Origin of the sequence: Ensifer oleiphilus (assembly GCF_013371465.1) — a bacterium.
Classification (GTDB): Bacteria; Pseudomonadota; Alphaproteobacteria; order Rhizobiales; family Rhizobiaceae; genus Ensifer; species Ensifer oleiphilus.
This window is the reverse complement of the sequence record NZ_JABWDU010000001.1, coordinates 1057171-1079373: the sequence shown is the minus strand read 5'-3', so window position 1 is coordinate 1079373 and position 22203 is coordinate 1057171. Positions and strand designations below refer to the sequence as shown.

Genomic DNA, 22203 nt, shown 5'->3' with positions numbered 1-22203 from the left:
CCCCTTACAGGCCCCACGGCAGGCCAAGTGCCTTCCAGACCGCAAAGAGGCCCGTCCAAAGCACGAACATCAGCACGACATAGGGGAGCATCATCGAGACGATCGTGCCCACACCGGCAGACTTGTCATACTTCTGGGCGAAACCGACAACGAGCGCGAAATAGGCGTTGAGCGGGGTGATGGCGTTCATCGGAGAGTCGCCGACGCGATAGGCGGCAAGCACGGCTTCCGGCTCAACGCCGAGCTTCATCAACAGCGGCACAAAGACGGGAGCGAAGATTGCCCATTTTGCAATCGCCCCTGTCAGCAGCAGGTCGATGATCGCGACCACGACGATGAAGCCGATCAAGAGCGGCAGCGGCCCGATATTGGCAGCCTGCAGGGCGCCCGACAGGCTCAATGCCATGACCGTGCCGATGTTGGTGTAGGTGAAATAGGCAACGAACTGGCTGAGAACGAAGAAGAGGAAGATGGTTCCGCCCATGTTCTTGATCGATTTCTCGATCGCCGCAATCACCTCCGCCAAGGTTCGCATCGTTCCGGCACCGATGCCGTAGGTCCATCCTGTCACCAGAAAGATCAGCATGATCAGGGCAATCAGACCGTTCATGAACGGTGAATTGCCGATGAGTTCGCCGGTGGTGGGATTGCGCAGCGGCGCGCCGCTTGGGATGGTCAGAAGGAGGAACACCGCAAGGAGGGCGAGGAGCCCGTAAAGAGCAAACCGCAGGCCGCGCGATTCCTGCTCGGAGAGCGTCGCCCCCTGGTTTTGAACACCGCCTTCGGCGGCTTCAGGATTATACTCTCCCAGCCGCGGCGCGATGATCCGATCAGTGATGAAAGCGATCACGACCGTCAGGAACACCACCGAAGCGATTGAGAACCAAAGATTGGATGCCAGGCCGATCGACCGATTGGGATCGACGAGATGAGCCGCATCGTTGGTGAATTCGACGAGGACGGCATCGAGAGGCTTGATCAGCATGTTAACCGTGAAGGCGCCGGCCACGGCGGCAAAGCCGAGCGCAAGGCCTGCAAGCGGATGTCGACCGACAGCCAGATAGGCAACGCCGGCAAGCGGTATCAGCACCAGATAGCCGGCGTCAGCCGCGATGCTGGCAAGGATGCCGACGAAGGCCAGAATATAGGTCAGCGCCCACCGCGGCGAGACAATGACGAGCTTGCGGATCAGCGCGGTGACCAGACCGGATTCCTCGGCGACGCCCGCGCCGATCATGGCTGCAATCATCAGCCCCACGGCGGTGAAGCTCATGAAATTGGGAATGAGCGAGGAGTAGAGAAAGCGGATGCCTTCCACATTCAGCAAGCTGCGGATCGCCGTCGATGCCTGTTCGATTTCGTGCGTATCCGGGTTGATGCGCTCGTAGGTGACCGCCGCTCCGAAAGCGCCGAGCACGGCCGAAAGGACGATGACAATGCCGATGAGAATGAGGAAGATGACCACAGGGTGGGGAACCATGTTGCCCACCTTCTCGACGGCGTCGAGAAATCTCTGCATCGTGGTCTTTGATGCGGCATTGGCAGTGGCCATATCGTGCCTCCGTTGAGCCAAAGGGCGCGTCCCGAGAGGACGCTGGAATCTAGCATTTCGGGTCGCGTGCTCTCTTGGCGGTGGTTGGACACCGATTTGGCATGCACCCCAGCCCGACAGCCGCGGCCGCCGACCTGATGTCTTATCCGGAACGCCCGGCTAGGCTCCCCGGCCTGAAGGCCATCATTCCGCACCAATCACTTTTCAGGGAAGCCGACGACAGGAGCCGCGCGGGAAGAGCCCGCGTCACAGAACCGGTTTGAACGATCCTCGAAGTGTGCTCCGCAGCCGCGGAGCACGATTGATCGTCATCGCGACACGCCGGTTCAACGTGGGCAGGGCGCAACATATACACGGCCGGTATTACGATCTTGGAACCGGCATTGGCCCGGCTGGCCAGCCACATTTCCTATGATCGCCCCTGACACGCCACCGATTGCGGCGCCGACGGCCGCACCACGGACGTCGTTTCTCACAGCACCACCAACGACTGCACCGGTTGCTGCACCGATACCGGCACCCTGTTGAGTCGATGAACAGCCAGCAAGCGCCAAACCTGCCAAAATGCACAGCAGCAACTTCTTCATCACACTCCCCTATGTAACGCCCACAGATCTGAAGGTCGCGGCAGAAGCCATACACGCCATCACTAAAGCATTATGTCGCTCAACACCGCCTGTGATCGGCATAGAATCCCAAAACTACGCTCTGAGTTCAAATCTCTTGGCTGCACCACAGAGCTAACGGACTGCAGATACTGAAGGAATTGGCGCGTAATACCAATCCTCACTGCTGTTGACTGACGGGGCTCGCAAATGCCGGTGAATCTGAACCGATGATGCAAACGGGAGGTTTGCGATGGGTTCAGCGGTTTCGTTACGGGCGGACTTTGATGGGCAGAGGCTGCGTCTTTTGGCACGACAGACAAGGATGCCAGCCAAGCTCGTCGGCTCTTTGCGCTTGCCTCGATCCATGCGGCGGTTCACGCTCAGATGCCGCCCGATCGGGCAGTGTGACCCCGCAGATCGTGCGCGACTGGGTGGTGTGTTCAATGCACGCGGTCTCGAGCGGCTGACTCGGAAGGGCAGACATCTGGCCAACAGCCTTTATCGTCTTCTGGAATCTTAGCCGAATGTGTCCCAAAACATTTCCGGGTCACACGACTGGGTCACAGCGACAACAAGCCCTTTCATTAGGGACTATTTTAAAGCTCTGCAAAGGCGGGGGAAATTGGGGTCATCTGTGACCCAAAAGAACAGTGGCGGAGAAGAAGGGATTCGAACCCTCGATACCCTTCCGGGTATACTCCCTTAGCAGGGGAGCGCCTTCGACCACTCGGCCACCTCTCCGTTAGCGCCTGACTAGTGTCAGACCGCGGGCAATGCAAGATTTTTTTGTCGGTTTCCGGGAAATGAGCGAATTTTCATGTGGGCACCCGAAGAATGGACCTCGTCACGGCCTGAAGAGACGCCTCTTCGCCGGCAGCGCCCCACCGACGCGGGCAACGCGAGCGGTGACCTGATCAGGATCAGGGACCTGCTGCCGGGGATCAATTCATGACTTCCGAGAGAGCCTGTCGATCGCATCGAGCGTCGCCGCTCCAAAGTCCCCATCGACGGGACCGCTGTAAAAGCCGCGGTCTTTCAACAGCGCCTGCATTTCCTTGCGGAAGGCAGGTGTGAAATTGCTCGGCTGGGACTTCAATTCCTGAAGCTTGGCCGGATCACCACCCTCGACGCTGGCCGCCGCCCAGCGCACAGCCTCCCTCGCATCCGCCTTGGTGCCGAGCCCATAGTCATAAAGACGGCTCAGATTTCCCATCGCGTAGGCACTGCCGGCATTCGCTGCCATTTCGTACCATATGCGCGCCTGAGCATAGTCCTGGGCGACGCCGGTGCCGACATCATAGAACCAGCCGAGCAACGCCATCGAATAGGAATCACCGACATTGGCTGCTTTTTCATACCAGGTCTTGGCTTCCACATAGTTCTGCTCGGTGCCAAGCCCGTTCTGATAGGCCCAACCGAGTGACGACATCGCGTTGACGTCGCCGCTTTCGGCTGCCTTCTTGTACCAGGCGAGCGATTGCGCCAGGTCCTTCGACAGGCCAAGCCCCTCTCTATAGAACCATGCGACGGTCGCCATGGCATTGGCGTAGCCTTGGTCGGCAGCCAGTTGATACCACCTTGCCGCTTCCTCGTAGTCCTGGGCAATGCCGCCGTAACCCTCGCGATAAAGCCAGCCGAGCGACGCCTGGCCATAGGCATTGCCGGACTTTGCCGCCTGCTCGAACATTCGCTTGCCCTGATCGACATCGACGGCCCCGTCGGTGCCGTAGACGGAGAACCAGGCCAGGTTGGTCAACGCATACATATTGCCGCCGTCGGCGGCCTTTTGGTAATTGCGGCGCGCCTCAATGTAATCGCGTCCGGCGTCCTGCGCCCGTCCCAGCATATTGACGAGCATCATGTCGTCGGGGTTCTCGTTGACCGCCTGGGCGCAGGCCGTCAGGGCACGGGCCGAATCGAGCTTCAGGAAATTCACACCAACGAAACCGGGCATGGACTGCGGTTCGCCTGCCAGCAGATAGCAGTCGCGCGAGGCCTGCGTGTCCTTGCCGGTCTGCGAGATGTTGAGGCCCTTTTGCGGCTCGAGGGCCGCGATCTGCTGCTCCGCTTCCCGCCTGTGCTTGCTATCGGGATAGCGCTCAAGGAACCGTGTGAGTGCTGCGGCATCGGTCGATTGCTTCAGGGCGTCCCAGGCGATTTCGTCAGGCGTCACGCTCGATGTCTGTTCGGCCTCCGTCAGAAGCTTCAGCTTCTTCTCCGCCAGCATCTTGTAGACCGGATCGGATCCATGCTTGGCGAGGAAGGCGGCAATCAGATCCTTGTCGGCGAGATCGCGGATATTCTGCCAGTCGGCGGCAGCGGCCGACTGGCTGTTCGGCGAGAGCTGCTCGCCGTTGTTGGTGATGCTGATGTTGACTTCCTTTATGTTCAGGAAGATTTGCGCGCCACCGAGCGATCCATAGACAAAGGGCTCCTGGCCGCGGTTGGTGACCGAAACCACCTCATCGCGCACCTTGCCCAAGGCGATGCGCACGTCGACGCCCGGCTCGGTGAGATATTTGGCAAGTGCAGTGGCAAAGGGGCTGTTCTTGCCCTCGCCATCAAGGGCCACTGTGCCGGCCTTGGAGGCAAAAGCGACCAAGAGGTCGGCCGATTCCGGTTCAACTCGCGCGAGACCTCGCGAAACTGCGCGCGTCGAGATCGAGCGCGTCATGCTCTGCTCGAACGGGTTGTTGCGACAGGCGTCAAGAATCACCAACTTGAGCTTGGTCGCGCCCTCGAGCGATCGCTGAACCCGATCGAGCCCGACCGCCTCGTCCTCTATGTCCTTGTCCGTCTGCAATTTTACGTCGGTCGGCAGCAGAAAATTCTGGCCGTTCATTTCCATGCCGTGGCCGGAATAGTAAACAATCGCCACATCGGCGCCCGTGGCCAGGTCTTCGAAATCCCGCAGCGCCTTGACCATATCCTGGCGCCCGACATCGTGGACCGTGGTGACGGAATCGAAACCGGCCTCCTCGAATGAAGCCTTCATCAGTTCGACGTCATTGGCGGGGTTGTTGAGTTGCGATGTCGCCTCATACTTCTCGTTGCCAATCAACAGGGCGACGCGTTTTGCGGCCAGGACATCGGTCGGCGCAAAGGCCAGCACGGCCACGAAAAGAATGACGAATGACCGCCACCGCGAGAGTTGCCCCGTAATCATGCTCTTCCCTCCGGCGCTGCCTTACATCCTGGCTCTTCGGGAGCAGGAGACGGGAGGCGCACAACCCCATTGCCGGCACTTCGGGACGATGCCACCGCCCCACAGTCATGCCCTGATGAAACTATTACGTATGAGCCAAGGGCTTTCAATGTCTCCGATCGCCATATTTTTTGAGCCTCGTCTTTCGGCCTGCGCCGCAAGGTCGAAGCAAGTCGGCAACCTTAACTCAGACGCCGCATCTCTTGCGCAGGGTGATTCCGGGCGGGCTCGATGCGTCGCCTGCGCCAAGGAAAGGCTATGCGTTCTCGGAGCTTGCCATGTCGATGAAAATGCACGTCGCGGAAGCGAAGCCAGGGCAGCTGGCAACCACGTATCAACATTACTTCATTGAGCGTCCCTGCCGAATTCTGATCATTGGCCAGCACCTCAAGGCAAAGACCAAATATCAATGTCTGCTGCGTCACATTTCGATCGCCGGCGCCATGCTCGACTTCAATGCCGCGCTGATGGTGCCGAAACACTTCTTCCTCGAGATTGACGGATTCAAGGAAGAGATCGGCTGCTCTCAGGTTCACCGCAACGGCGCTGAGCTCGGCGTGCGCTTCAACATGCTCCTCGCTCCCGACTTCGTCAGCCGACTGATCCGCATGCAATTTTCAAGCGGCGGTTTTTGAGCGCGACCACCTTCCCCCTCAAAGAAAACAACCGAAGTTAGATTTTTATCGATCTCCTTCAGGGGATTGCAAACTTCTGCACCGAGACTGCACTCGACTTACCTCGGCATTCACGCGAGGATTAAGCGTGGACAAATGAATTGCCCACGATCTAAGGCCGAATGATCGCATTTCGCGATCCGGCGCAGGCGGAGAATGACAGATGCAGCAGACGATGTATTCCTGCGTGCCCTCGCCGTTCTACGAGCGTCGCTACGAACGCTTTTCCATCGGCCATGCCGCCACCCTGACAACGGTACAGCCGGGGCTTGGCAGCGTGTCGGTCCGCACCTGTCGGATGATCGACATCTCCCGCGGCGGCGCCAGCTTTGCCGTGCAGACCACGATCGGCCTGCCGCAGCACTATTATCTCCACATCATCGGCACGTCGCTTCGCATCGGCTGCGCCGAGGTCTATCGCAATGGCGAGCGCATCGGGGTGCAGTTCATCAAGCCGATCGAACAGACCCTGCTGCGCGAAATCATCCGCCAGGAATTCTTTACCGGCCAGAACGCCAAAGCACCCAAGCGCCGCTAGCTCTTGCCCTGCCGGCTTGTCGCCCGTCAAAGCGCCACAGTCTGCCTCGCCCTTTTTTAATCAAGGCCTTCCGCCTCGCCAGAGCGTGCGTTGCAGAGCTGCGTGTCTGCCTTGGCGGGCAAACGGCGCTGCAACCACTTTGTGTTGCGGCATCGTTTCGCCCTCAAATCGATTCCGATTTAGGAAATTATGCAGTAAGTTCCGCGAACTTTGTTCGAACGGGGCCCTATATCCAGCATGTCCGCCTTTACTCGTTTCACGCCACTCATCCAATCCCTTCCCTCCACAATTCCGTTTGTCGGGCCCGAAGCCATCGAGCGCCAGCGCGGACGCGCCATTGCGGCCCGTATTGGCGCAAACGAAAGCGGCTTCGGGCCTGCCGAAAGCGTCGTGCAGGCGATGCGGGAAGCGGCGACCGGCACGTGGAAATATGCGGACCCGGAAAACCATGATCTGAAGCAGGCGCTGGCCACTCGGCTTGGCGTCTCTGCCGCCAACATTGCGATCGGCGAAGGCATCGACGGGCTGCTTGGACAGATCGTGCGGCTTGTGATCGAACCCGGCATGCCGGTCGTCACCTCGTTCGGCGCCTATCCGACGTTCAACTACCACGTCGTCGGTCACGGCGGGCGGCTGGTGACGGTGCCCTATGTCGGTGATCGCGAGGATCTCGACGGCTTGCTTGCTGCCGTCAAGAAGGAAAACGCTCCGCTCGTCTACTTTGCCAACCCCGATAATCCGATGGGAAGCTGGTGGCCGGCCGAGCGTATCGTCGAATTCGCCAAGGCGCTGCCCGAAACCACGCTGTTCATTCTGGATGAGGCCTATTGCGAGACGGCGCCGGCCGAAGCTCTGCCGGCGATCGACGCGTTCATCGACATGCCCAATGTCGTGAGAACCCGGACTTTCTCCAAAGCCTACGGGCTTGCAGGCTCGCGGGTCGGCTATGTTGTCACCACGCCCGGCACCGCCCAGGCGTTCGACAAGATCCGCAATCATTTCGGGATGAACAGGATCGGCGTTGCGGCGGCAGTCGCGGCACTCGCGGATCGGGATTATCTGGCAACGGTCACGGCACGGATTGCGCATTCGCGCGAACGCATCGCCGAGATCGCCCAAAGCAACGGCTTGTCGCCGCTCGTGTCGGCAACGAATTTCGTTGCGATCGATTGTGGGCGCGACGCGGTCTATGCGCGCGCGATCGTCGACACGCTGATGAGCGACCACGGCATCTTCATCCGCATGCCCGGCGTCGCCCCGCTCAACCGCTGCATTCGCGTCAGCACCGGCCCGCAAGCGGAGATGGATTTGCTGGAGGCAGCCTTGCCGAACGTTCTGGCGAAACTGGCTGGCGGCCAGTAGGTCATATATCCGGCGCCTGCTCGCCCGCGGGCGCCGCTGGAGGGGAGCGCAAGCCCCGCCTGTTTCTCAGTGAACCGTCATCCATTCGCGGGCGGCGCGAAGAGCGGCCGCCAGATCAGCCTTGCTCATGGTCATCGAAAGGTCGGCGCGCAGATCGACGGCGCGATCGCAGCCCTTGATGGCGGCGATGTTCAGCCATTTGTGGGCGGCCACCAAATCCACCGGACGACCGCGGCCGGTCGCATAGGCCAGACCCATCTCGCAGAAGACGTCCGCCTGGTTTTCACCACCCATCGCGGTATTCGAAGCAACCTGCATATCAAAGCGTGCCATTTTATTGTCCCTGTTTTGCCTGGTTGGTTTTCCGAAGCGGCCCGCCCTTTAGAGGCGGACCATGCTCCAGATCAGCATTTGTTTTTGGTCCCTGTTCGACCGTGCCTCTTTAAGGGCCTTTCCGAACCGCGCCGTCTTTTGCAGCGTCATCTTCGGTCATTCGGCGGGGTGAATTTCTCCGCTCGTCTTATGGGTCTTACTATGCGGCACGGGCTTCAATACGCGCTTAAAATGCATGATTAATTTGAGACAAACAAAGTTCAAACACTTGGTAAACTTGAGTTTTTGTTAAACATCGAAAGGCCGGAAATTCGGCGCATTCGCATAAAAATTTACGAAATATTCAACCGCCGATTTCAACCAAATGGTAACCACGAAAAAAGGACCCAACCCGCAGATGCTGTGTTTCCTCGATTTTTCTCCGCCGGAAACCGGCAAAGAAAAAGCATAAATGGGTGCGTTCAAGCCAGTTTACCTTTACGTACGCGTAAGCTATCTTGCCCGCGGCGGTGAGGAGACTGCCTTTCAAACGAGGATATGTGCAGAGATGCCGGCGAAGCGGACCGCGCCGGCGACTTCTATCTGGAGGAATGAATGATACGTACCTTGATCATGACAGCGGCTCTCGCTGTCGGCGTTGCCGGAACGGCTGCTGCCGCCGAACCGATCGTCGGCAACTGGAAGACCGCAACCGGCGCGACGGCCGAAATCGCCCCTTGCGGCGGCGCCTACTGCGTCACGTTGAAGACCGGCAAATTCGTCGGCAAGCGGATCGGCAACCTGACCGGCACGGGCGGCAACTATTCCGGGGAAATCACCGATCCGGAAACCGACAAGACCTATAGCGGTTCCGGTGCGGTCGACGGCAACTCGCTAAAGATGAAGGGATGCGTGCTCAAGGTTCTCTGCAAAACGCAGACCTGGTCGCGCCTCTAGACCGCCGGGCCTTCAGAAGGGCGCACAAAGCACGCTCCGGTACTTGAATTCCAGAATACCCGATCGGCCCTCGGTGAATCTATTGAAGAGCGGGATTCTCCAGGAACGATCCTTCTAAAATGGGTGCCCCTCAGATGCCCTCCGATCATCGACAAGCCCGCCGAGATTTTCGGCGGGTTTTGTTTTTGCAAGGACGGGCCCATCGAGCCGTCAACCCAACGCCACCCACTGCCTGACTACCGAGTTTGCCGCGCCCTACCCGCGAGAATGACGGCGACATCAATCGCAAGATGAACGCCAGATGAACGGCGATATCAGCAAGAGTTCAGTTTGGTTGTGCGAAAACCCACTCAATCGATTTGAACCGCCTCCAGACCAACGGAAAGAACCATGGACATTCTTGCTCGGCGCCTCACCATTATCAGCCTCCTGATGGTTGTTTTCGCCATGACCCTTGCCGCCGCGGTCAGTGCAGACACCGAACGTCGCCGCACCAACACCTATCTCGGCTCGCTGACCGATTGCACCGCGCATACGGCGCAATACTGCCAAGCCAAGCTCTAACGGAGAGACCGACATGCTGGCCGCCCTTTCCACTTCCGCCTTTCTCTCGCTGCGCGTTCTTGCACTTGCCAGCCTGCTGATGACGCCGGTTGGGGCACTCGCCTATAGCAAGGCCAACGGCCTCGGCATCGGCAAGCAAGGCGCCGGCCTCGTTCTCTTCGTGACGCTGCAGCGTCAATCCATGAGCTGACCCAAGGCGCCGCCGGCGCCTTTTATTTTGCCTTCCTCTCTTGCATCGCCAAGCGCCTTCCTGTCCTTTCACGCGTGAAAGGATCCGCCCTCCATGCCAGCCTATGCCATCTACTCGCTTGCCGCCCTTGCCGAGATTGCCGGATGCTTCGCCTTCTGGGGCTGGCTGAAACTCGACAGGCCGATCTGGTGGCTGATCCCGGGCGTGGCGTCGCTGGCGCTGTTTGCCTGGCTGCTGACCTTGATCGACAGCGAGGCGGCCGGCCGCGCCTATGCCGCCTACGGCGGGGTCTATATCGCCGCGTCGCTTCTATGGCTGTGGCTCGCAGAAGGCATCAAGCCCGATCGCTGGGATTTGACCGGAATGACCGTCGCCCTCGTCGGCAGCGCCATCATTCTCGCCGGACCGCGCTAAAGTTGTTCTGATTGGCGCGGTTGTGCATGCCCGCATCTTGTCGTTTGCTTGTCAGAAGCCTCAGCCTATAATGCGACATGAACAAGCGAATCTCTTCACACTCCGTCCTTTCCGTCTCTACACCCGACCCGTTCGAGCCGCAGTTCTTCGAAGATCCGGCGGCCGCGGTCGATTGCCTGGAGGCGCTTTACGATCGCAATACCCGGTTCCTCACAGAGGCTTTCGAGGGGCTGGGCAAGAACGGCGTTCCGATGACGCGCTATCGCGCCTGCTACCCGCAGGTCAGCATCGAAACCAGCAGCTTCGGCCATGTCGATTCCCGCCTGTCATACGGATATGTCAGCGCGCCGGGCGTTTACACCACGACGATCACGCGACCGAAACTGTTCCGGCACTATCTGAAGGAACAGCTGGGGCACCTGATGCGCAATCATGGCCTCGGCGTCACCGTGTCCGAATCGTCGACCCCGATCCCGCTGCATTTTGCGTTTGGGGAAGGCGCACATGTCGAAGCATCGGCCGGCGATTCCATCGATATTCCACTGCGCGACCTGTTCGACGCACCGGACCTGACGACGACTGACGACGAGATCGCCAACGGCTCCTATGAACCGGGTCCGGGCGAACCATCGCCGCTGGCACCGTTTACAGCCCAGCGCATCGACTATTCGCTGGCCCGCCTCAGCCACTACACGGCAACGAGTGCGACGCATTTCCAGAACTTCGTGCTGTTCACCAACTACCAGTTCTACATCGACGAGTTCTGCGCCTGGGCTCGCCAGCAGATGGCGGAAGGCGGCAACGGCTATACGGCCTTCGTCGAACCCGGCAACATCATCACGCCTGCCGGCGCCGACAAGCCCGAAACGGATTATACGCTCGCCCGTCTGCCGCAGATGCCCGCCTACCACCTGAAGAAAAAGGGCCATGGCGGCATCACCATGGTCAACATCGGCGTTGGACCGTCCAACGCCAAGACGATCACGGACCATATCGCCGTGTTGCGCCCGCATGTCTGGCTGATGCTCGGGCATTGCGCCGGCCTCAGGAACAGCCAGCGCCTCGGCGATTATGTGCTTGCCCATGCCTATATGCGCGAAGACCACGTGCTGGACGACGACCTGCCGGTCTGGATTCCCCTGCCGGCACTTGCCGAGGTTCAGGTGGCGCTGCAAGACGCCGTCGCCGAAGTCACCGGCTACCGCGACTATGACCTCAAGCAGATCATGCGCACCGGCACCGTCGCCACCATCGACAATCGCAATTGGGAACTGCGCGACCAGCGCGGACCGGTCAAGCGTCTGTCGCAGGCGCGCGCCATCGCGCTCGACATGGAATCGGCGACAATCGCTGCCAACGGTTTCCGCTTCCGGGTGCCCTACGGCACGCTGCTTTGCGTTTCCGACAAACCGCTGCACGGCGAGCTCAAGCTTCCAGGAATGGCCACGGCGTTCTATCGGACGCAGGTCAGCCAGCATCTGAAGATCGGTATCCTGGCCCTGCAGAAGCTGGCTTCGATGCCGCCCGAAAAGCTGCATTCCCGCAAGCTCAGAAGCTTTTACGAGACGTCGTTCCAGTAAACGGCAACGACGCTTCCGGCTTTCTCCACAGTTGCATCGTGTCCGCGACAGCGGACGCGAGGCATGGCAGGTGGGAGTTGGCGCTGGCCAATTGCTCCTGCGCCATACGGCAAGGACAAGAACGACGACAGCATCGGCTGTCTCAGCCGCGTCGGCCGAACCCTGGATCGATCGATTGGCCTGGGATCACACGGACTGACCCGGGCTTAGGAACCGGGCCTATCGGCACCGACGAGCAGCTTGAGCTCCCCCGGATGGATCCTGAGCGCAACGTCGCGCCCCATCGGCAGAAGCTCACCATCGATCACGCAGTTGATCTTCCGATCGACCTTGGGGAAATGCAGATCCAGTGCATGGCCGCGCATTTCGGTGATGACAGGGTTGTCGCGGAACTTGCCGCGCAGGACGTCGAGCGCCAGCTTGGCAACGCCGGGCGGACTTAGAGGCGGCGCGGTGTAGAAACCGAGGTGGCCGGCCGTCACATCATCGGCATACATCAGTGTGTCGCGTCCGAACGGATTGTTCGACACCGACACCGCCGAGACGTGGCGGCTTTCATGATGGCCATCCACGTCGAACTCGATCTCGAAATCCGGCGGATTGAGGATGACCCCGACGGCTGCCCGGGTGCTGGCCGTAATCTTACCCAGACGCGATCGAAAGCTGAACGACTCACGGTAGCGCACCATGCGAGCGTGCAGCCCCATCGAGAACTGGTGCACGAAGGCGCGGCCGTCGGCGCTGCCGATGTCGCCATCGATGATGGTGCCCTGCGCCAGAACCTCCGGCGCCTTCCAGATATCGAGCGGCAATTTCAGCGTGCGGGCAAAAAGGTTCATCGTCCCGGCAGGGACGACGCCAAGCGGCATGCCGGTTTTCCAGGCGACACCGGCGGCTGCGGAAATCGTACCGTCGCCGCCGCCAGCGACGATCGCGTCGAGATCGTCGCGCCTGCAGGTCTTTTCGAGCGCCTCCTGCATCTCGGCACCCGAGACCGTCGCGATCTCGATCTGGTGGCCGGCATCGCGGAAAATCGCCTCAACCCTATCGCCGTAGGCCGTCATGTCCGTCGTTCGGAAGGTTCCACCGTCCCGATTGAAGATTGCTTTGAGTTTCATGAAAGGCTTGCTGGCTCCATTGCCGTGACACGGGGGCGGCCACCGCGATGAGATAAGCGCAATCGGCGCCGTTTCCAGTCCCTTACAAAAACTTAACCTGCCGCCTGCAGGAGACGGGAGCCCGGCTCCGCCAGCGCCGACCTGCCTTCAGCCCTACTCCGGCAGCTTCAGCGGGCCGCCCGTCTTGATCGAGCGGATGGCGAAATTGGAGCGAATGTCCGTCACGCCGGGCATGGCCAGCAACGTCTCGGTCAGTAGCGTCTCATAGGCCGAGAGGTCTTCCACGACCACCTCGGCCAGGAAATCGGCATTTCCTGAAATCAGGAAGCAGGACACGACCTCTGGAATGGCAAGCAGTGCTTCCTGCTGGCGCTGGGCATTCTCCCGGCTGTGCTGGCCGACCTTGATCTCCACGAAAACGGTCAGCCCAAGCCCAACCTCCTTACGGTCGATATCAGCCCGATAGCCACGCAGGATTCCAGATTTCTCCAGATTGCGGATGCGCCGCAGGCATGGAGACGGCGACAGATTGACACGTTCGGCAATCTCCACGTTCGTTGCCCGCGCATCCTCCTGTAGGATCTTGAGAATCGCGAGATCGAATTTATCCAGATTTGGCATAGACGACATTCCATTGAGGCCATATTGGCATATGATTGCGCACAATAGGCCATTCCAAGCACAAATCGCAAGGACATGCCCTGCCCCCGGGCAGTAATATTCTTCCCAGCCCCGACAACTACGGGCATCCAATTCGGGAAGGAAAATCAGATGGTTGCGCTCACACTCGATCGCGGCAGCGCCGCACCCGTCGCCACGGGCTATGCCGGTGCCTTCATCACAGTGCTGATCTGGGCCGGGTGGATTCTTGCGACACGACACACCGCCGGCACCGCGCTCGGCACGATAGACCTTGGCCTTATCCGCTACGGCATCCCGGCGCTGATACTCGCACCGGTGTGGCTGAAGACCCGTCTTCTACCGGCCAAGCTGCCGGCGCTTCTGCTGATCCTGATGGTCGCGGGTTCCGGCGCGCTGTTCTTCCAGGTCGCAGCCTTTGCCATTCATGCCACGCCCGCCTCTTCGGTCGGCGTTCTGCTCGGCGGCTCGATGCCGTTGGCAACGGCGCTGATCGGCATCACCGTCTTCGGTGAGCGGCCCGACCGCATGCGTATCGTCGGCTTTGCCGCGATCGTCGCCGGCGTCGCTCTTCTGCTTGCCCGGAGCCTGGCCGGCATCACCGGCACCGGCTGGGCCGGTTACGCGCTGCTTCCGGCCGCAGCCACACTCTGGGCAATCTATACCCACGCCTTCCGGCGCTCCGGCCTCAGCCCGCTCGAAGGGAGTGCGCTGATCGCGGTCTGGTCGTTCCTGATTCATTTGGCACTTGCCGGCATCTTCGGCAGCACGCTTGCCAGCGTTCCATTGAACGAGATCGCCCTGCAAATCACCAGCCAGGGCCTTCTCTCGGGCCTCGTCGCCATGCTTGCCTATGGTGTGGCGGTCCGCAGCCTCGGCGGAACCCAGGCCGCCGCCTTCACCGCGCTGACCCCGGTGCTGGCGATGATCGGCGGCGCCGTCCTTCTCGGCGAAGAGATCGGCCCATTCGAGATCGTTGCCGCGATCATCACGGCAGCCGGCGTCGCGCTCTCGACCGGCATCCTTTCACCGCGCAAGCCGTAAAAGGGCGGAACGAAAAATGGCCCGGAAGCGACAGCTTCCGGGCCATTTTGTTTGTTGGCGCCGTCATTTTCAGCCGTGAACGATCTCGCGATGCTTCTGAAGCCGGTGGCCGTAGGCCTGGCTGACGCGGTCGAAGATGATCGCGATGCCGACGATGGCCAGGCCGTTGAAAATGCCGAGCGTGAAATACTGGTTGGCGATCGCCTTCAGCACCGGCTGCCCAAGCCCCTGAACCCCGATCATCGAAGCGATGACCACCATGGCCAGAGCCATCATGATGGTCTGGTTGATGCCGGCCATGATTGTCGGCAATGCCAGCGGCATCTGCACGTTCTTCAGTTTCTGCCAGCCGGAAGAGCCGAAGGCATCAGCCGCCTCCAGCACATCCTTGTCGACGAGGCGGATGCCGAGGTTGGTCAACCGGATCATCGGCGGGATCGCATAGATTACCACCGCGATCAGCCCCGGCACCTTTCCGATGCCGAGCAACATGACCACCGGGATCAGATAGACGAAGCTCGGCATGGTCTGCATCACGTCGAGGATCGGATTGACCACATTCTGGACGCGGTCAGAGCGCGACATGACAATGCCGAGCGGTATGCCGATGGCGATCGACAGCACGGTACAGACGAAGATCATCGAGATCGTCTTCATCGTATCGTCCCACATGTCGAAATAGCCGATGAGCAGCAGCGTGCCGACGCAGCCAGCGACGATCTTCCAGTTCCGGCTGGCAAACCAGGCGAGAGCAGCAATCAGCAGGATGATGATCGGCCAGGGTGTGCGCGTCATGAAGCGCTCCGACTGGATCAGAAAGAACTGTAACGGCTCGAAGAACGCTTCAATGCCGTCGCCATAGGCGCGCGTGAAGGTGCGAAACCCCTCGTCGATCGCCTTTTTCAATGCCCGCAGGCGGTCGTCATCCATATGTGGAAATTGGGTCAACCATTCCATTTCATTCCCCTTCACTCTTCCACGGTGGCGACCTTGTTTTTGTTTTGCGTCCACCAACCATCAACCAAAGGGCGGCGCACGGAACAGTGAGCCGCCCGATTTAATCAGTCGATGGCAATCAAAGCGCGGCCTTGACCTTCTCGGCAATGTCCGGGGAGACCCAGGTGGTCCAGATATCAGGGTTTTCCTGGAGGAAGTGCTTCGCACCTTCCTCGCCGCTTGCCTGATTGTCGGTCATCCAGGCCATCAGCTTATTGACAGTGTCGTTGGTCCAGGCGCGCTTGTTCAAGTAGTCCATGGCCGGACCGGCGCGATCGGCAAAGGTCTTGGTTACCAGCGTCTGGACCTTGTCCTTCGGCCAGTCGTTCTTCTTCGGATCCGGGCAATCGGCAACCGTGTTGCAGCGTTTCCATTCTGCAGCATCAGCCTCAACGCCGTGGCCGAGCTTCACCATCTCGTACTTGCCGAGAAGTGCCGTCGGTGCCCAGTAGTAACCGACCCAACCCTGCTTGCGCTCGTAGGCCTTGGCAATCGAGCCATCGAGGCCCGCAGCCGAGCCGGTATCGACCAGCGTGAAGCCGGCCGCCTCGCCGCCATAGGCCTTGTAGAGCTGGGTCGTGACAACCGTGCCGCCCCATCCTTGCGGGCCATTGAAGACGGCGCCCTTGCTGGCGTCTTCCGGATCCGGGAAGAGATCCTTGTGCTTCAACACATCGTCGATCGTCTTGATATCGGGGTTGGCGTCGACGACATATTTCGGCACCCACCAGCCCTGCACCGCGCCATCGGAAAGCGCCACGGCGGCACCGACCAGCTTGCCTTCTTCAAGGCCGCGATTGACAACATCAGGCAGCAGATCCACCCAGCCTTCCGGCGCAATGTCGGGCTGGCCCTTTTCGATCATCGAGGTGATCGTCGGCACGGTATCGCCGACGACAAGCTCGGCGTTGCAGCCATAGCCTTCCGTCAGAATGATCTTGTCGACACTCGCCAGAACCTCGGCGCTCTGCCAGTTCATGTTGGCGATCGTCACGTCGCCGCATTCGGCTGCCGAGGCCGTGCCGGCAAGGCCAAGAAGGCCGGCGGCCAGGCAAGTCGTTGCAAGAAGCTTGTTCATTTCTGTTCCCTCTGTTCTGGCGGTACGTCCCGTCGGACGACCGATCTCACCGCAGTGATCGGCCGCGTGTCAACAGGCTCCGGTCCAACGCAAAAACAACAGGGACCGAATGGCCTGCAGATCCGTCGACGCGCTTGGCACGACAACGACACCTCCAGGCTATCGGGTCTTTCCGGCAAGGACTTTCCCATTTGCGTCAACGATTGCCTTTCCTAATGTTCCCGCCGTTGCCGGCGCATGGGGGAAGGAAAGACCACGTCCGATCAGGACGACTTGCTGCGCTTGTAGTAGCGCGAGACGCGGACGCGGTTGCCGCAGCGGGCGGCCGAGCACCAGCGTCGACGGGCATTGTTGCCGATGAACAGCATGACGCAGTCATCGGCCTCGCATTTGCGGATGAGCCTGGTATCCGGCCCCGCCAGCAACAGGGCTGCATCCTCCGCCAGGAATCCCGCGAGCTGAACACCCGGCGACCCCGCCCTTTCGCTGACCACAGCAGGTGCATCGCCCCATTCGAGCTGCCGGGTGACCGATGCCGAGCGCATTGCCGTGTTAAGTCCGGCGATATCGCCGGCCGGCACATCCCGACCTTCCATCAGGTGCCGTATTGCCGAGGCCACATGGTCACGTACAGCATGAACGGGCTCCAATTGCTCCGCACCGAACTGGTCGAATCCGACGGGCAAGGACTTCGGCAACCGCCCGGCCTGCTGCCGCAGCCACCCGGCAAGCCCTTGCGTATTGCCGATCAAGTCCACGCGCTGCTCCCCCATCAACGGACGCGTGTTGACGAGGTCCAGCGCCAGGGGTTCTCCAACGAAAGGGGTCGTTTCCATCTCAAGTCCATTCACATAATGCGTGATTTCGACATTGACACATTAGTTTTTCCGGCGCAATTCTAATGCATAAGTTTTAAAAACAGGAGTGTTGAATGCGTGCGATCAGCGTCCCCGTCCTTCGTCATCGCTTTGCGGTCGTTGACGGCGTCAAGATCTTCTACCGGGAAAGCGCGCCGGGGAATGAGGATGCGCCGACCCTGCTCCTGCTGCACGGGTTTCCGTCTTCCTCCCATCAATACCGTCGATTGATGGATGTGCTTGGCGGCCATTATCGCCTGATCGCACCGGATTATCCGGGCTTCGGCCACAGCGATGCACCCACCTCGACGAACGAAGGCGGCAGTTTCGTCTACAGCTTCGATCGTCTCGCCGACCTGATCGAAGGTTTTGTCGATACCCTCTCGCTCCGGCACTTCTTCCTCTATGCCTTCGATTTCGGCGCACCGGTCGGCTTCCGGCTGGCAAGCCGGCGCCCTGAGCTGATCGCCGGGCTGATCGTCCAGAACGGCAATGCCTACTACGAAGGTCTTTCGGACGCGGCGCGCGATTTCATCGCGCTCAGGCCTGAAGATGACGGCGCAACAGATCAGATCCGGCAGTTGCTGTCGCTGGAGATGACGCGCGCGCAATATGAAGGCGGCACATCCGATCCGGAACTGGTCGCACCTGACGGCTGGATGATGGACCAGCATTTCCTCGACCGGCCGGATCGTCGCCAGCCGCAGATCGATCTCGCCTTCGACTACAAGAGCAATCTGACACGCTATCCGGAATGGCAGCAGTGGTTGCGCGACGCTCGTCCGCCTGTCCTCATCACGTGGGGGCGCAATGATCCGTTCTTCACCGAAGCCGGTGCCCGCGCCTTTCTGGTTGATGTGGCGGACGCAGAGCTTCATCTGTTCGATACCGGGCATTTCGCTCTTGAGGAGCGCCTGCCCGAGATCGCGCCGCTGATTGCCGAGTTCGTCGATCGGATATCGGCGCGCAATTGACATGAAAAAGGCGCCGTGCAAGTGCGCGGCGCCTCCAGATGCTTGTTGTTCCGAGGTTGAGTTTCGCACAGTCGCGCGAAAATCCATGCTTACATGTTGGGGTAGACCGGCCCTTCGCCACCCTGGGGCGGCACCCAGTTGATGTTCTGGTTCGGGTCCTTGATGTCGCAGGTCTTGCAGTGCACGCAGTTCTGCGCGTTGATGACGAAGACAGGCTTGCCGTCCTTCTCCACCCACTCATAGACCCCGGCGGGACAGTAGCGCGTCGACGGGCCGGCAAAGACGTCGAGTTCCGACGTCTTCTGCAGCTCCGGGTTCTTCACCTGCAGGTGGATCGGCTGGTCTTCCTCGTGGTTGGTGTTCGACAGGAACACCGAGGACAGACGATCGAAGGTCAGCACGCCATCGGGCTTCGGGTAATCGATCTTCTTGTGTTGAGCTGCCGGCTCCAGGCTCTGCGCATCGGTCTTGCCGTGCTTCAGCGTGCCAAACAGCGACAAACCGAAAAGCTGGTTGGTCCACATGTCCAAGCCGCCGAGCGCCACGCCGAGCGCCGTACCGAACTTCGACCACAGCGGCTTGACGTTCCTGACGCGCTTCAGATCCTTGCCGATGTCGGTCTGGCGCCATTCGTTCTCGATCTCGACCGGCTCGTCGTTGGCCCGACCGGATGCGATCGCTTCCGCCAGCTTGTCGGCCGCCAGCATGCCCGACAGCACCGCATTGTGGCTGCCCTTGATGCGCGGCACGTTGACGAGGCCGGCCGAACAGCCGATCAGTGCGCCACCGGGGAACGACAGCTTCGGCACCGACTGGTAGCCACCCTCGGTGATGGCGCGGGCGCCGTAGGACAGCCGCTTGCCGCCCTCGAAGGTGCTGCGGATGGCCGGATGGGTCTTGAAGCGCTGGAACTCCTCGAACGGGAAGAGATAGGGGTTCTTGTAGTTGAGGTGCACGACGAAACCGACGGCGACCATGTTGTCTTCAAGATGGTAGAGGAACGAGCCGCCGCCCGTCTTCATGCCGAGCGGCCAGCCGAACGAATGCTGCACCAGACCCGGCTTGTGGTTCTCCGGCTTGACCTGCCAGAGCTCCTTGAGGCCGATGCCGAATTTCGGAACGTCGCGGTCTTTGGAGAGATCGAATTTCGAGATCAGCTGCTTGGCGAGCGAGCCGCGCACGCCCTCGCCGATCAGCGTGTATTTGCCGAGGAGCGACATGCCGCGGGCGAAGTTCGGGCCCGGTTCGCCGCTCCGCTCGATGCCCATGTCGCCGGTGGCGACACCGATCACAGCGCCTTCGTCGTTATAGAGCACTTCGGTTGCGGCAAAGCCCGGATAGATCTCGACGCCGAGCGCTTCGGCATGGCCGGCAAGCCAGCGACAGACATTGCCGAGCGAGACGATGTAGTTGCCGTGATTGTTCATCAAGGGCGGCATGGCGAAGTTCGGCAGGCGGATCGAGCCCGCGGGGCCGAGCAGCAGGAAATGATCGTCCTTGACTTCTGTCTTGAACGGATGATCCGCCTCGTCGCGCCAGCCTGGCAAAAGCCGGTCGATGCCGATGGGATCGACGACGGCGCCCGACAGGATATGCGCGCCGACTTCGGCGCCCTTTTCCAGAACCACCACGGAAAGCTCGGGATTGATCTGCTTCAATCGGATCGCGGCTGAAAGACCCGCGGGCCCCGCGCCGACGATCACCACGTCGAACTCCATGCTCTCGCGCTCGGGTAGCTCTTGTCGCTCGCTCATTCCGTTTCTCCAGTCCCGCCGGTCTTCTGCCAGCTCAGTTCCCAGGCCATATCATCTCGTCATGGCAAATGCCGTTTGGCTTGTCGAGCCGGGATGCGACAGACGATGCCCGCTTTTGCGCATGAGGTCATGAGTTTAGCACAAATGTCTATATGACGTGAACGTAAACGTAAACATGTCATTTTGCCGATGTCATTGTGGGCTGCCGGGCTTGCAGCCTTGCTTTTGCCGAATAGCCATGTCACGAGGCCGGTCATTCGACTTTCCGGCGGAAGACGCCGGCAATCCCAACCGCAACCGGCATTTCGGCAAGGCGCCCACGGCGCCGGAACGGCATGCCTTTCGCTGCATTCCAGGCGTCGCCGACCTCCCCGGCAAGAGCCTTGAAAACGGCGTACGGAAAAAAGCCGTGTCGCTTTGCGCAGCCCTGGACAGGGCATGGCGCAACGACACCAAAGACACAAGACGTCAGGAGACATCAAATGGCCAGAGCACTGGGCTTCGATTTCGGCACCACCAACTCGGTCCTCGCTGTTTCGGCAGGCGACACCACCCATTCGATGAATTTCGACAGCCTGGCGGGCAGCACCGACGCGATGCGCACGGCACTCTCCTTCATGAAGGATGCGAACCTCGGCGCGTCAGCGTTGAAGGTGGAAGCCGGACAGGCGGCCATCCGCTCGTTCATCGACAACCCCGGCGACTGTCGCTTCCTGCAGTCGATCAAGACCTTCGCCGCAAGCCCACTGTTCCAGGGCACGCAGATCTATGCCAAGCGCCACAGTTTCGAAGACCTGATGCGGGTGTTCCTGACGAAGCTGAAGGATTATGCCGGCGACGATTGGGCGAGCCAATACAGCCGCATCGTCGTCGGAAGGCCCGTTCGCTTCGCAGGTTCCAGCCCCGACCCGGCATTGGCGCTCGAGCGCTACAGCGCTGCCCTTGCCGAGTTCGGCTTTCCCGAGATCCATTATGTCTACGAGCCGGTGGCGGCGGCATTCTATTTTGCCCAGAACCTCAAGCGTGACGCCACGGTGCTGGTGGCCGACTTCGGCGGCGGCACCACCGACTATTCGCTGATCCGGTTCGAGACCAAGGCGGGACGGCTGACGGCGACGCCGATCGGTCACTCGGGCGTGGGCATCGCCGGCGATCATTTCGACTTCCGCATCATCGACAATGTGATCTCGCCGCTCATTGGAAAGGGGAGTCTGTTCAAGAGCTTCGACAAGCTGCTTGAAGTGCCGTCGAACTACTATGCGAATTTCGGCCGCTGGAATCAGCTTTCCATCTTCAAGACGTTGAAAGACTTCACGGAATTGAAGAAGCTGGTGCGACAGAGCCTGGAGCCGGAAAAGCTCGAGGCCTTCGTTGACCTGATCGAGCATGACGAGGGTTACCCGCTCTACCAGGCGATCTCCGCAACGAAGATGCGCCTGTCGAAGGAGGAGGAGACCGAGTTCTACTTCTCGCCGCTCGGCGAGATGTCGCGCCGAACCGTGCGCCGCGCCGATTTCGAAACCTGGATCGCCCCTGAGCTTGCCCGCATCGAAGAGGCGCTCGACGAAGTCCTGACGACGACGGAGACGCCGCCTGAAAGCATCGACAAGGTGTTTCTCACCGGCGGCACTTCGTTCGTGCCCGCCGTGCGCAACCTGTTCGAGCGCCGCTTCGAAAAGGACCGGATCGAAAGCGGCGGGGAACTGCTGTCGATCGCCCACGGTCTGGCGCTGATCGGCGAGCATGACGATATCGGCCACTGGACCGCGAATGCGGCATGAAGCCAT

The 22203-nt window shown here is 60.4% G+C and carries 21 protein-coding genes and 1 tRNA gene; 11 read left to right on the top strand and 11 right to left on the bottom strand.

The window, feature by feature from the left end; translation table 11 throughout:
* Positions 1 to 4: 4 nt before the first annotated feature.
* From HT585_RS05210 to HT585_RS05195, 4 genes are all read right to left on the bottom strand, one after another.
* Positions 5 to 1552: an AbgT family transporter gene (locus HT585_RS05210; protein WP_176351901.1), complete on the bottom strand. Its 1548-nt coding sequence runs from the start codon at positions 1550 to 1552 to the stop codon at positions 5 to 7.
* Positions 1553 to 1878: 326 nt separating this feature from the next.
* Positions 1879 to 2139, bottom strand: coding sequence for a YMGG-like glycine zipper-containing protein (locus HT585_RS05205; protein WP_173419408.1), 261 nt, complete (start codon positions 2137 to 2139; stop codon positions 1879 to 1881).
* Between the two features lie 672 nt (positions 2140 to 2811).
* Positions 2812 to 2901: transfer RNA gene (locus HT585_RS05200), tRNA-Ser, on the bottom strand.
* Positions 2902 to 3106: 205 nt separating this feature from the next.
* Positions 3107 to 5326 (bottom strand): caspase family protein, encoded by a 2220-nt coding sequence (locus HT585_RS05195; RefSeq protein WP_176351900.1) that lies wholly within the window; start codon positions 5324 to 5326, stop codon positions 3107 to 3109.
* Positions 5327 to 5643: 317 nt separating this feature from the next.
* Here HT585_RS05195 and HT585_RS05190 point away from each other — a divergent pair, with 317 nt between their 5' ends.
* From HT585_RS05190 to HT585_RS05180, 3 genes are all read left to right on the top strand, one after another.
* Positions 5644 to 6000, top strand: coding sequence for a hypothetical protein (locus HT585_RS05190; RefSeq protein WP_176351899.1), 357 nt, complete (start codon positions 5644 to 5646; stop codon positions 5998 to 6000).
* A gap of 202 nt (positions 6001 to 6202) precedes the next feature.
* Entirely contained in the window at positions 6203 to 6577 is a 375-nt protein-coding gene (locus tag HT585_RS05185; RefSeq protein WP_176351898.1) for a PilZ domain-containing protein, read from the top strand.
* A 237-nt stretch (positions 6578 to 6814) separates the two neighbouring features.
* Entirely contained in the window at positions 6815 to 7939 is a 1125-nt protein-coding gene (locus HT585_RS05180; RefSeq protein ID WP_176351897.1) for a pyridoxal phosphate-dependent aminotransferase, read from the top strand.
* 66 nt (positions 7940 to 8005) lie between these two features.
* Here the strand turns inward: HT585_RS05180 and HT585_RS05175 are convergent, their stop codons facing one another.
* Positions 8006 to 8272 carry a sel1 repeat family protein gene (locus HT585_RS05175; RefSeq protein ID WP_065787316.1) on the bottom strand — a complete coding sequence of 89 codons (267 nt, stop codon included), beginning with the start codon at positions 8270 to 8272 and terminating at the stop codon, positions 8006 to 8008.
* A 594-nt stretch (positions 8273 to 8866) separates the two neighbouring features.
* Between HT585_RS05175 and HT585_RS05170 the strand changes: the two genes are divergently transcribed.
* From HT585_RS05170 to HT585_RS05150, 5 genes are all read left to right on the top strand, one after another.
* Positions 8867 to 9208 carry a DUF2147 domain-containing protein gene (locus HT585_RS05170; RefSeq protein WP_176351896.1) on the top strand — a complete coding sequence of 114 codons (342 nt, stop codon included), beginning with the start codon at positions 8867 to 8869 and terminating at the stop codon, positions 9206 to 9208.
* Between the two features lie 390 nt (positions 9209 to 9598).
* A complete protein-coding gene (locus HT585_RS05165; RefSeq protein WP_115420674.1) occupies positions 9599 to 9772 on the top strand; it encodes a hypothetical protein in 174 nt (57 codons plus the stop codon).
* Positions 9773 to 9785: 13 nt separating this feature from the next.
* On the top strand, positions 9786 to 9962 hold the full coding sequence (locus HT585_RS05160) for a hypothetical protein (protein ID WP_176351062.1): 177 nt from the start codon (positions 9786 to 9788) through the stop codon (positions 9960 to 9962).
* 93 nt (positions 9963 to 10055) lie between these two features.
* Positions 10056 to 10376 (top strand): YnfA family protein, encoded by a 321-nt coding sequence (locus HT585_RS05155; RefSeq protein WP_176351895.1) that lies wholly within the window; start codon positions 10056 to 10058, stop codon positions 10374 to 10376.
* Positions 10377 to 10453: 77 nt separating this feature from the next.
* Positions 10454 to 11956, top strand: coding sequence for an AMP nucleosidase (locus HT585_RS05150; RefSeq protein ID WP_176351894.1), 1503 nt, complete (start codon positions 10454 to 10456; stop codon positions 11954 to 11956).
* Between the two features lie 206 nt (positions 11957 to 12162).
* Here HT585_RS05150 and HT585_RS05145 read toward each other — a convergent pair whose 3' ends face one another.
* Both HT585_RS05145 and HT585_RS05140 read right to left on the bottom strand, forming a co-directional pair.
* Positions 12163 to 13074, bottom strand: a complete 912-nt coding sequence (locus HT585_RS05145; RefSeq protein WP_176351893.1) for a diacylglycerol/lipid kinase family protein — start codon at positions 13072 to 13074, stop codon at positions 12163 to 12165.
* 153 nt (positions 13075 to 13227) lie between these two features.
* Positions 13228 to 13695 (bottom strand): Lrp/AsnC family transcriptional regulator, encoded by a 468-nt coding sequence (locus tag HT585_RS05140; protein ID WP_053246850.1) that lies wholly within the window; start codon positions 13693 to 13695, stop codon positions 13228 to 13230.
* Positions 13696 to 13845: 150 nt separating this feature from the next.
* Between HT585_RS05140 and HT585_RS05135 the strand changes: the two genes are divergently transcribed.
* On the top strand, positions 13846 to 14757 hold the full coding sequence (locus tag HT585_RS05135; RefSeq protein ID WP_176351892.1) for a DMT family transporter: 912 nt from the start codon (positions 13846 to 13848) through the stop codon (positions 14755 to 14757).
* A gap of 69 nt (positions 14758 to 14826) precedes the next feature.
* Here the strand turns inward: HT585_RS05135 and HT585_RS05130 are convergent, their stop codons facing one another.
* The 3 genes from HT585_RS05130 to HT585_RS05120 all read right to left on the bottom strand — a co-directional run bounded on the left by HT585_RS05130 (position 14827) and on the right by HT585_RS05120 (position 17667).
* Complete coding sequence (locus HT585_RS05130; protein WP_173419393.1) at positions 14827 to 15714, bottom strand: ABC transporter permease; 888 nt, start codon at positions 15712 to 15714, stop codon at positions 14827 to 14829.
* A 118-nt stretch (positions 15715 to 15832) separates the two neighbouring features.
* Positions 15833 to 16831 (bottom strand): ABC transporter substrate-binding protein, encoded by a 999-nt coding sequence (locus HT585_RS05125; protein WP_173419392.1) that lies wholly within the window; start codon positions 16829 to 16831, stop codon positions 15833 to 15835.
* A 263-nt stretch (positions 16832 to 17094) separates the two neighbouring features.
* Positions 17095 to 17667, bottom strand: a complete 573-nt coding sequence (locus tag HT585_RS05120; RefSeq protein ID WP_176351891.1) for a CGNR zinc finger domain-containing protein — start codon at positions 17665 to 17667, stop codon at positions 17095 to 17097.
* A gap of 95 nt (positions 17668 to 17762) precedes the next feature.
* On the opposite strand from HT585_RS05120, the gene HT585_RS05115 reads away from it, so the two are divergent.
* Positions 17763 to 18662 (top strand): alpha/beta fold hydrolase, encoded by a 900-nt coding sequence (locus tag HT585_RS05115; RefSeq protein ID WP_176351890.1) that lies wholly within the window; start codon positions 17763 to 17765, stop codon positions 18660 to 18662.
* 89 nt (positions 18663 to 18751) lie between these two features.
* On the opposite strand, the gene HT585_RS05110 is transcribed toward HT585_RS05115, so the two are convergent.
* On the bottom strand, positions 18752 to 20416 hold the full coding sequence (locus tag HT585_RS05110; RefSeq protein WP_176351889.1) for an electron transfer flavoprotein-ubiquinone oxidoreductase: 1665 nt from the start codon (positions 20414 to 20416) through the stop codon (positions 18752 to 18754).
* A 482-nt stretch (positions 20417 to 20898) separates the two neighbouring features.
* On the opposite strand from HT585_RS05110, the gene HT585_RS05105 reads away from it, so the two are divergent.
* A complete protein-coding gene (locus tag HT585_RS05105) occupies positions 20899 to 22197 on the top strand; it encodes an Hsp70 family protein (RefSeq protein ID WP_176351888.1) in 1299 nt (432 codons plus the stop codon).
* Positions 22198 to 22203 lie beyond the last annotated feature (6 nt).

Bases quoted from the DNA above. Each gene is read 5' to 3' on its own strand.
- HT585_RS05210 (WP_176351901.1), bottom strand. From the start codon at position 1,552: ATGGCCACTGCCAATGCCGCATCAAAGACCACGATGCAGAGATTTCTC.
- HT585_RS05205 (WP_173419408.1), bottom strand. From the start codon at position 2,139: ATGAAGAAGTTGCTGCTGTGCATTTTGGCAGGTTTGGCGCTTGCTGGC.
- HT585_RS05195 (WP_176351900.1), bottom strand. From the start codon at position 5,326: ATGATTACGGGGCAACTCTCGCGGTGGCGGTCATTCGTCATTCTTTTC.
- HT585_RS05190 (WP_176351899.1), top strand. From the start codon at position 5,644: ATGTCGATGAAAATGCACGTCGCGGAAGCGAAGCCAGGGCAGCTGGCA.
- HT585_RS05185 (WP_176351898.1), top strand. From the start codon at position 6,203: ATGCAGCAGACGATGTATTCCTGCGTGCCCTCGCCGTTCTACGAGCGT.
- HT585_RS05180 (WP_176351897.1), top strand. From the start codon at position 6,815: ATGTCCGCCTTTACTCGTTTCACGCCACTCATCCAATCCCTTCCCTCC.
- HT585_RS05175 (WP_065787316.1), bottom strand. From the start codon at position 8,272: ATGGCACGCTTTGATATGCAGGTTGCTTCGAATACCGCGATGGGTGGT.
- HT585_RS05170 (WP_176351896.1), top strand. From the start codon at position 8,867: ATGATACGTACCTTGATCATGACAGCGGCTCTCGCTGTCGGCGTTGCC.
- HT585_RS05165 (WP_115420674.1), top strand. From the start codon at position 9,599: ATGGACATTCTTGCTCGGCGCCTCACCATTATCAGCCTCCTGATGGTT.
- HT585_RS05160 (WP_176351062.1), top strand. From the start codon at position 9,786: ATGCTGGCCGCCCTTTCCACTTCCGCCTTTCTCTCGCTGCGCGTTCTT.
- HT585_RS05155 (WP_176351895.1), top strand. From the start codon at position 10,056: ATGCCAGCCTATGCCATCTACTCGCTTGCCGCCCTTGCCGAGATTGCC.
- HT585_RS05150 (WP_176351894.1), top strand. From the start codon at position 10,454: ATGAACAAGCGAATCTCTTCACACTCCGTCCTTTCCGTCTCTACACCC.
- HT585_RS05145 (WP_176351893.1), bottom strand. From the start codon at position 13,074: ATGAAACTCAAAGCAATCTTCAATCGGGACGGTGGAACCTTCCGAACG.
- HT585_RS05140 (WP_053246850.1), bottom strand. From the start codon at position 13,695: ATGCCAAATCTGGATAAATTCGATCTCGCGATTCTCAAGATCCTACAG.
- HT585_RS05135 (WP_176351892.1), top strand. From the start codon at position 13,846: ATGGTTGCGCTCACACTCGATCGCGGCAGCGCCGCACCCGTCGCCACG.
- HT585_RS05130 (WP_173419393.1), bottom strand. From the start codon at position 15,714: ATGGAATGGTTGACCCAATTTCCACATATGGATGACGACCGCCTGCGG.
- HT585_RS05125 (WP_173419392.1), bottom strand. From the start codon at position 16,831: ATGAACAAGCTTCTTGCAACGACTTGCCTGGCCGCCGGCCTTCTTGGC.
- HT585_RS05120 (WP_176351891.1), bottom strand. From the start codon at position 17,667: ATGGAAACGACCCCTTTCGTTGGAGAACCCCTGGCGCTGGACCTCGTC.
- HT585_RS05115 (WP_176351890.1), top strand. From the start codon at position 17,763: ATGCGTGCGATCAGCGTCCCCGTCCTTCGTCATCGCTTTGCGGTCGTT.
- HT585_RS05110 (WP_176351889.1), bottom strand. From the start codon at position 20,416: ATGAGCGAGCGACAAGAGCTACCCGAGCGCGAGAGCATGGAGTTCGAC.
- HT585_RS05105 (WP_176351888.1), top strand. From the start codon at position 20,899: ATGGCCAGAGCACTGGGCTTCGATTTCGGCACCACCAACTCGGTCCTC.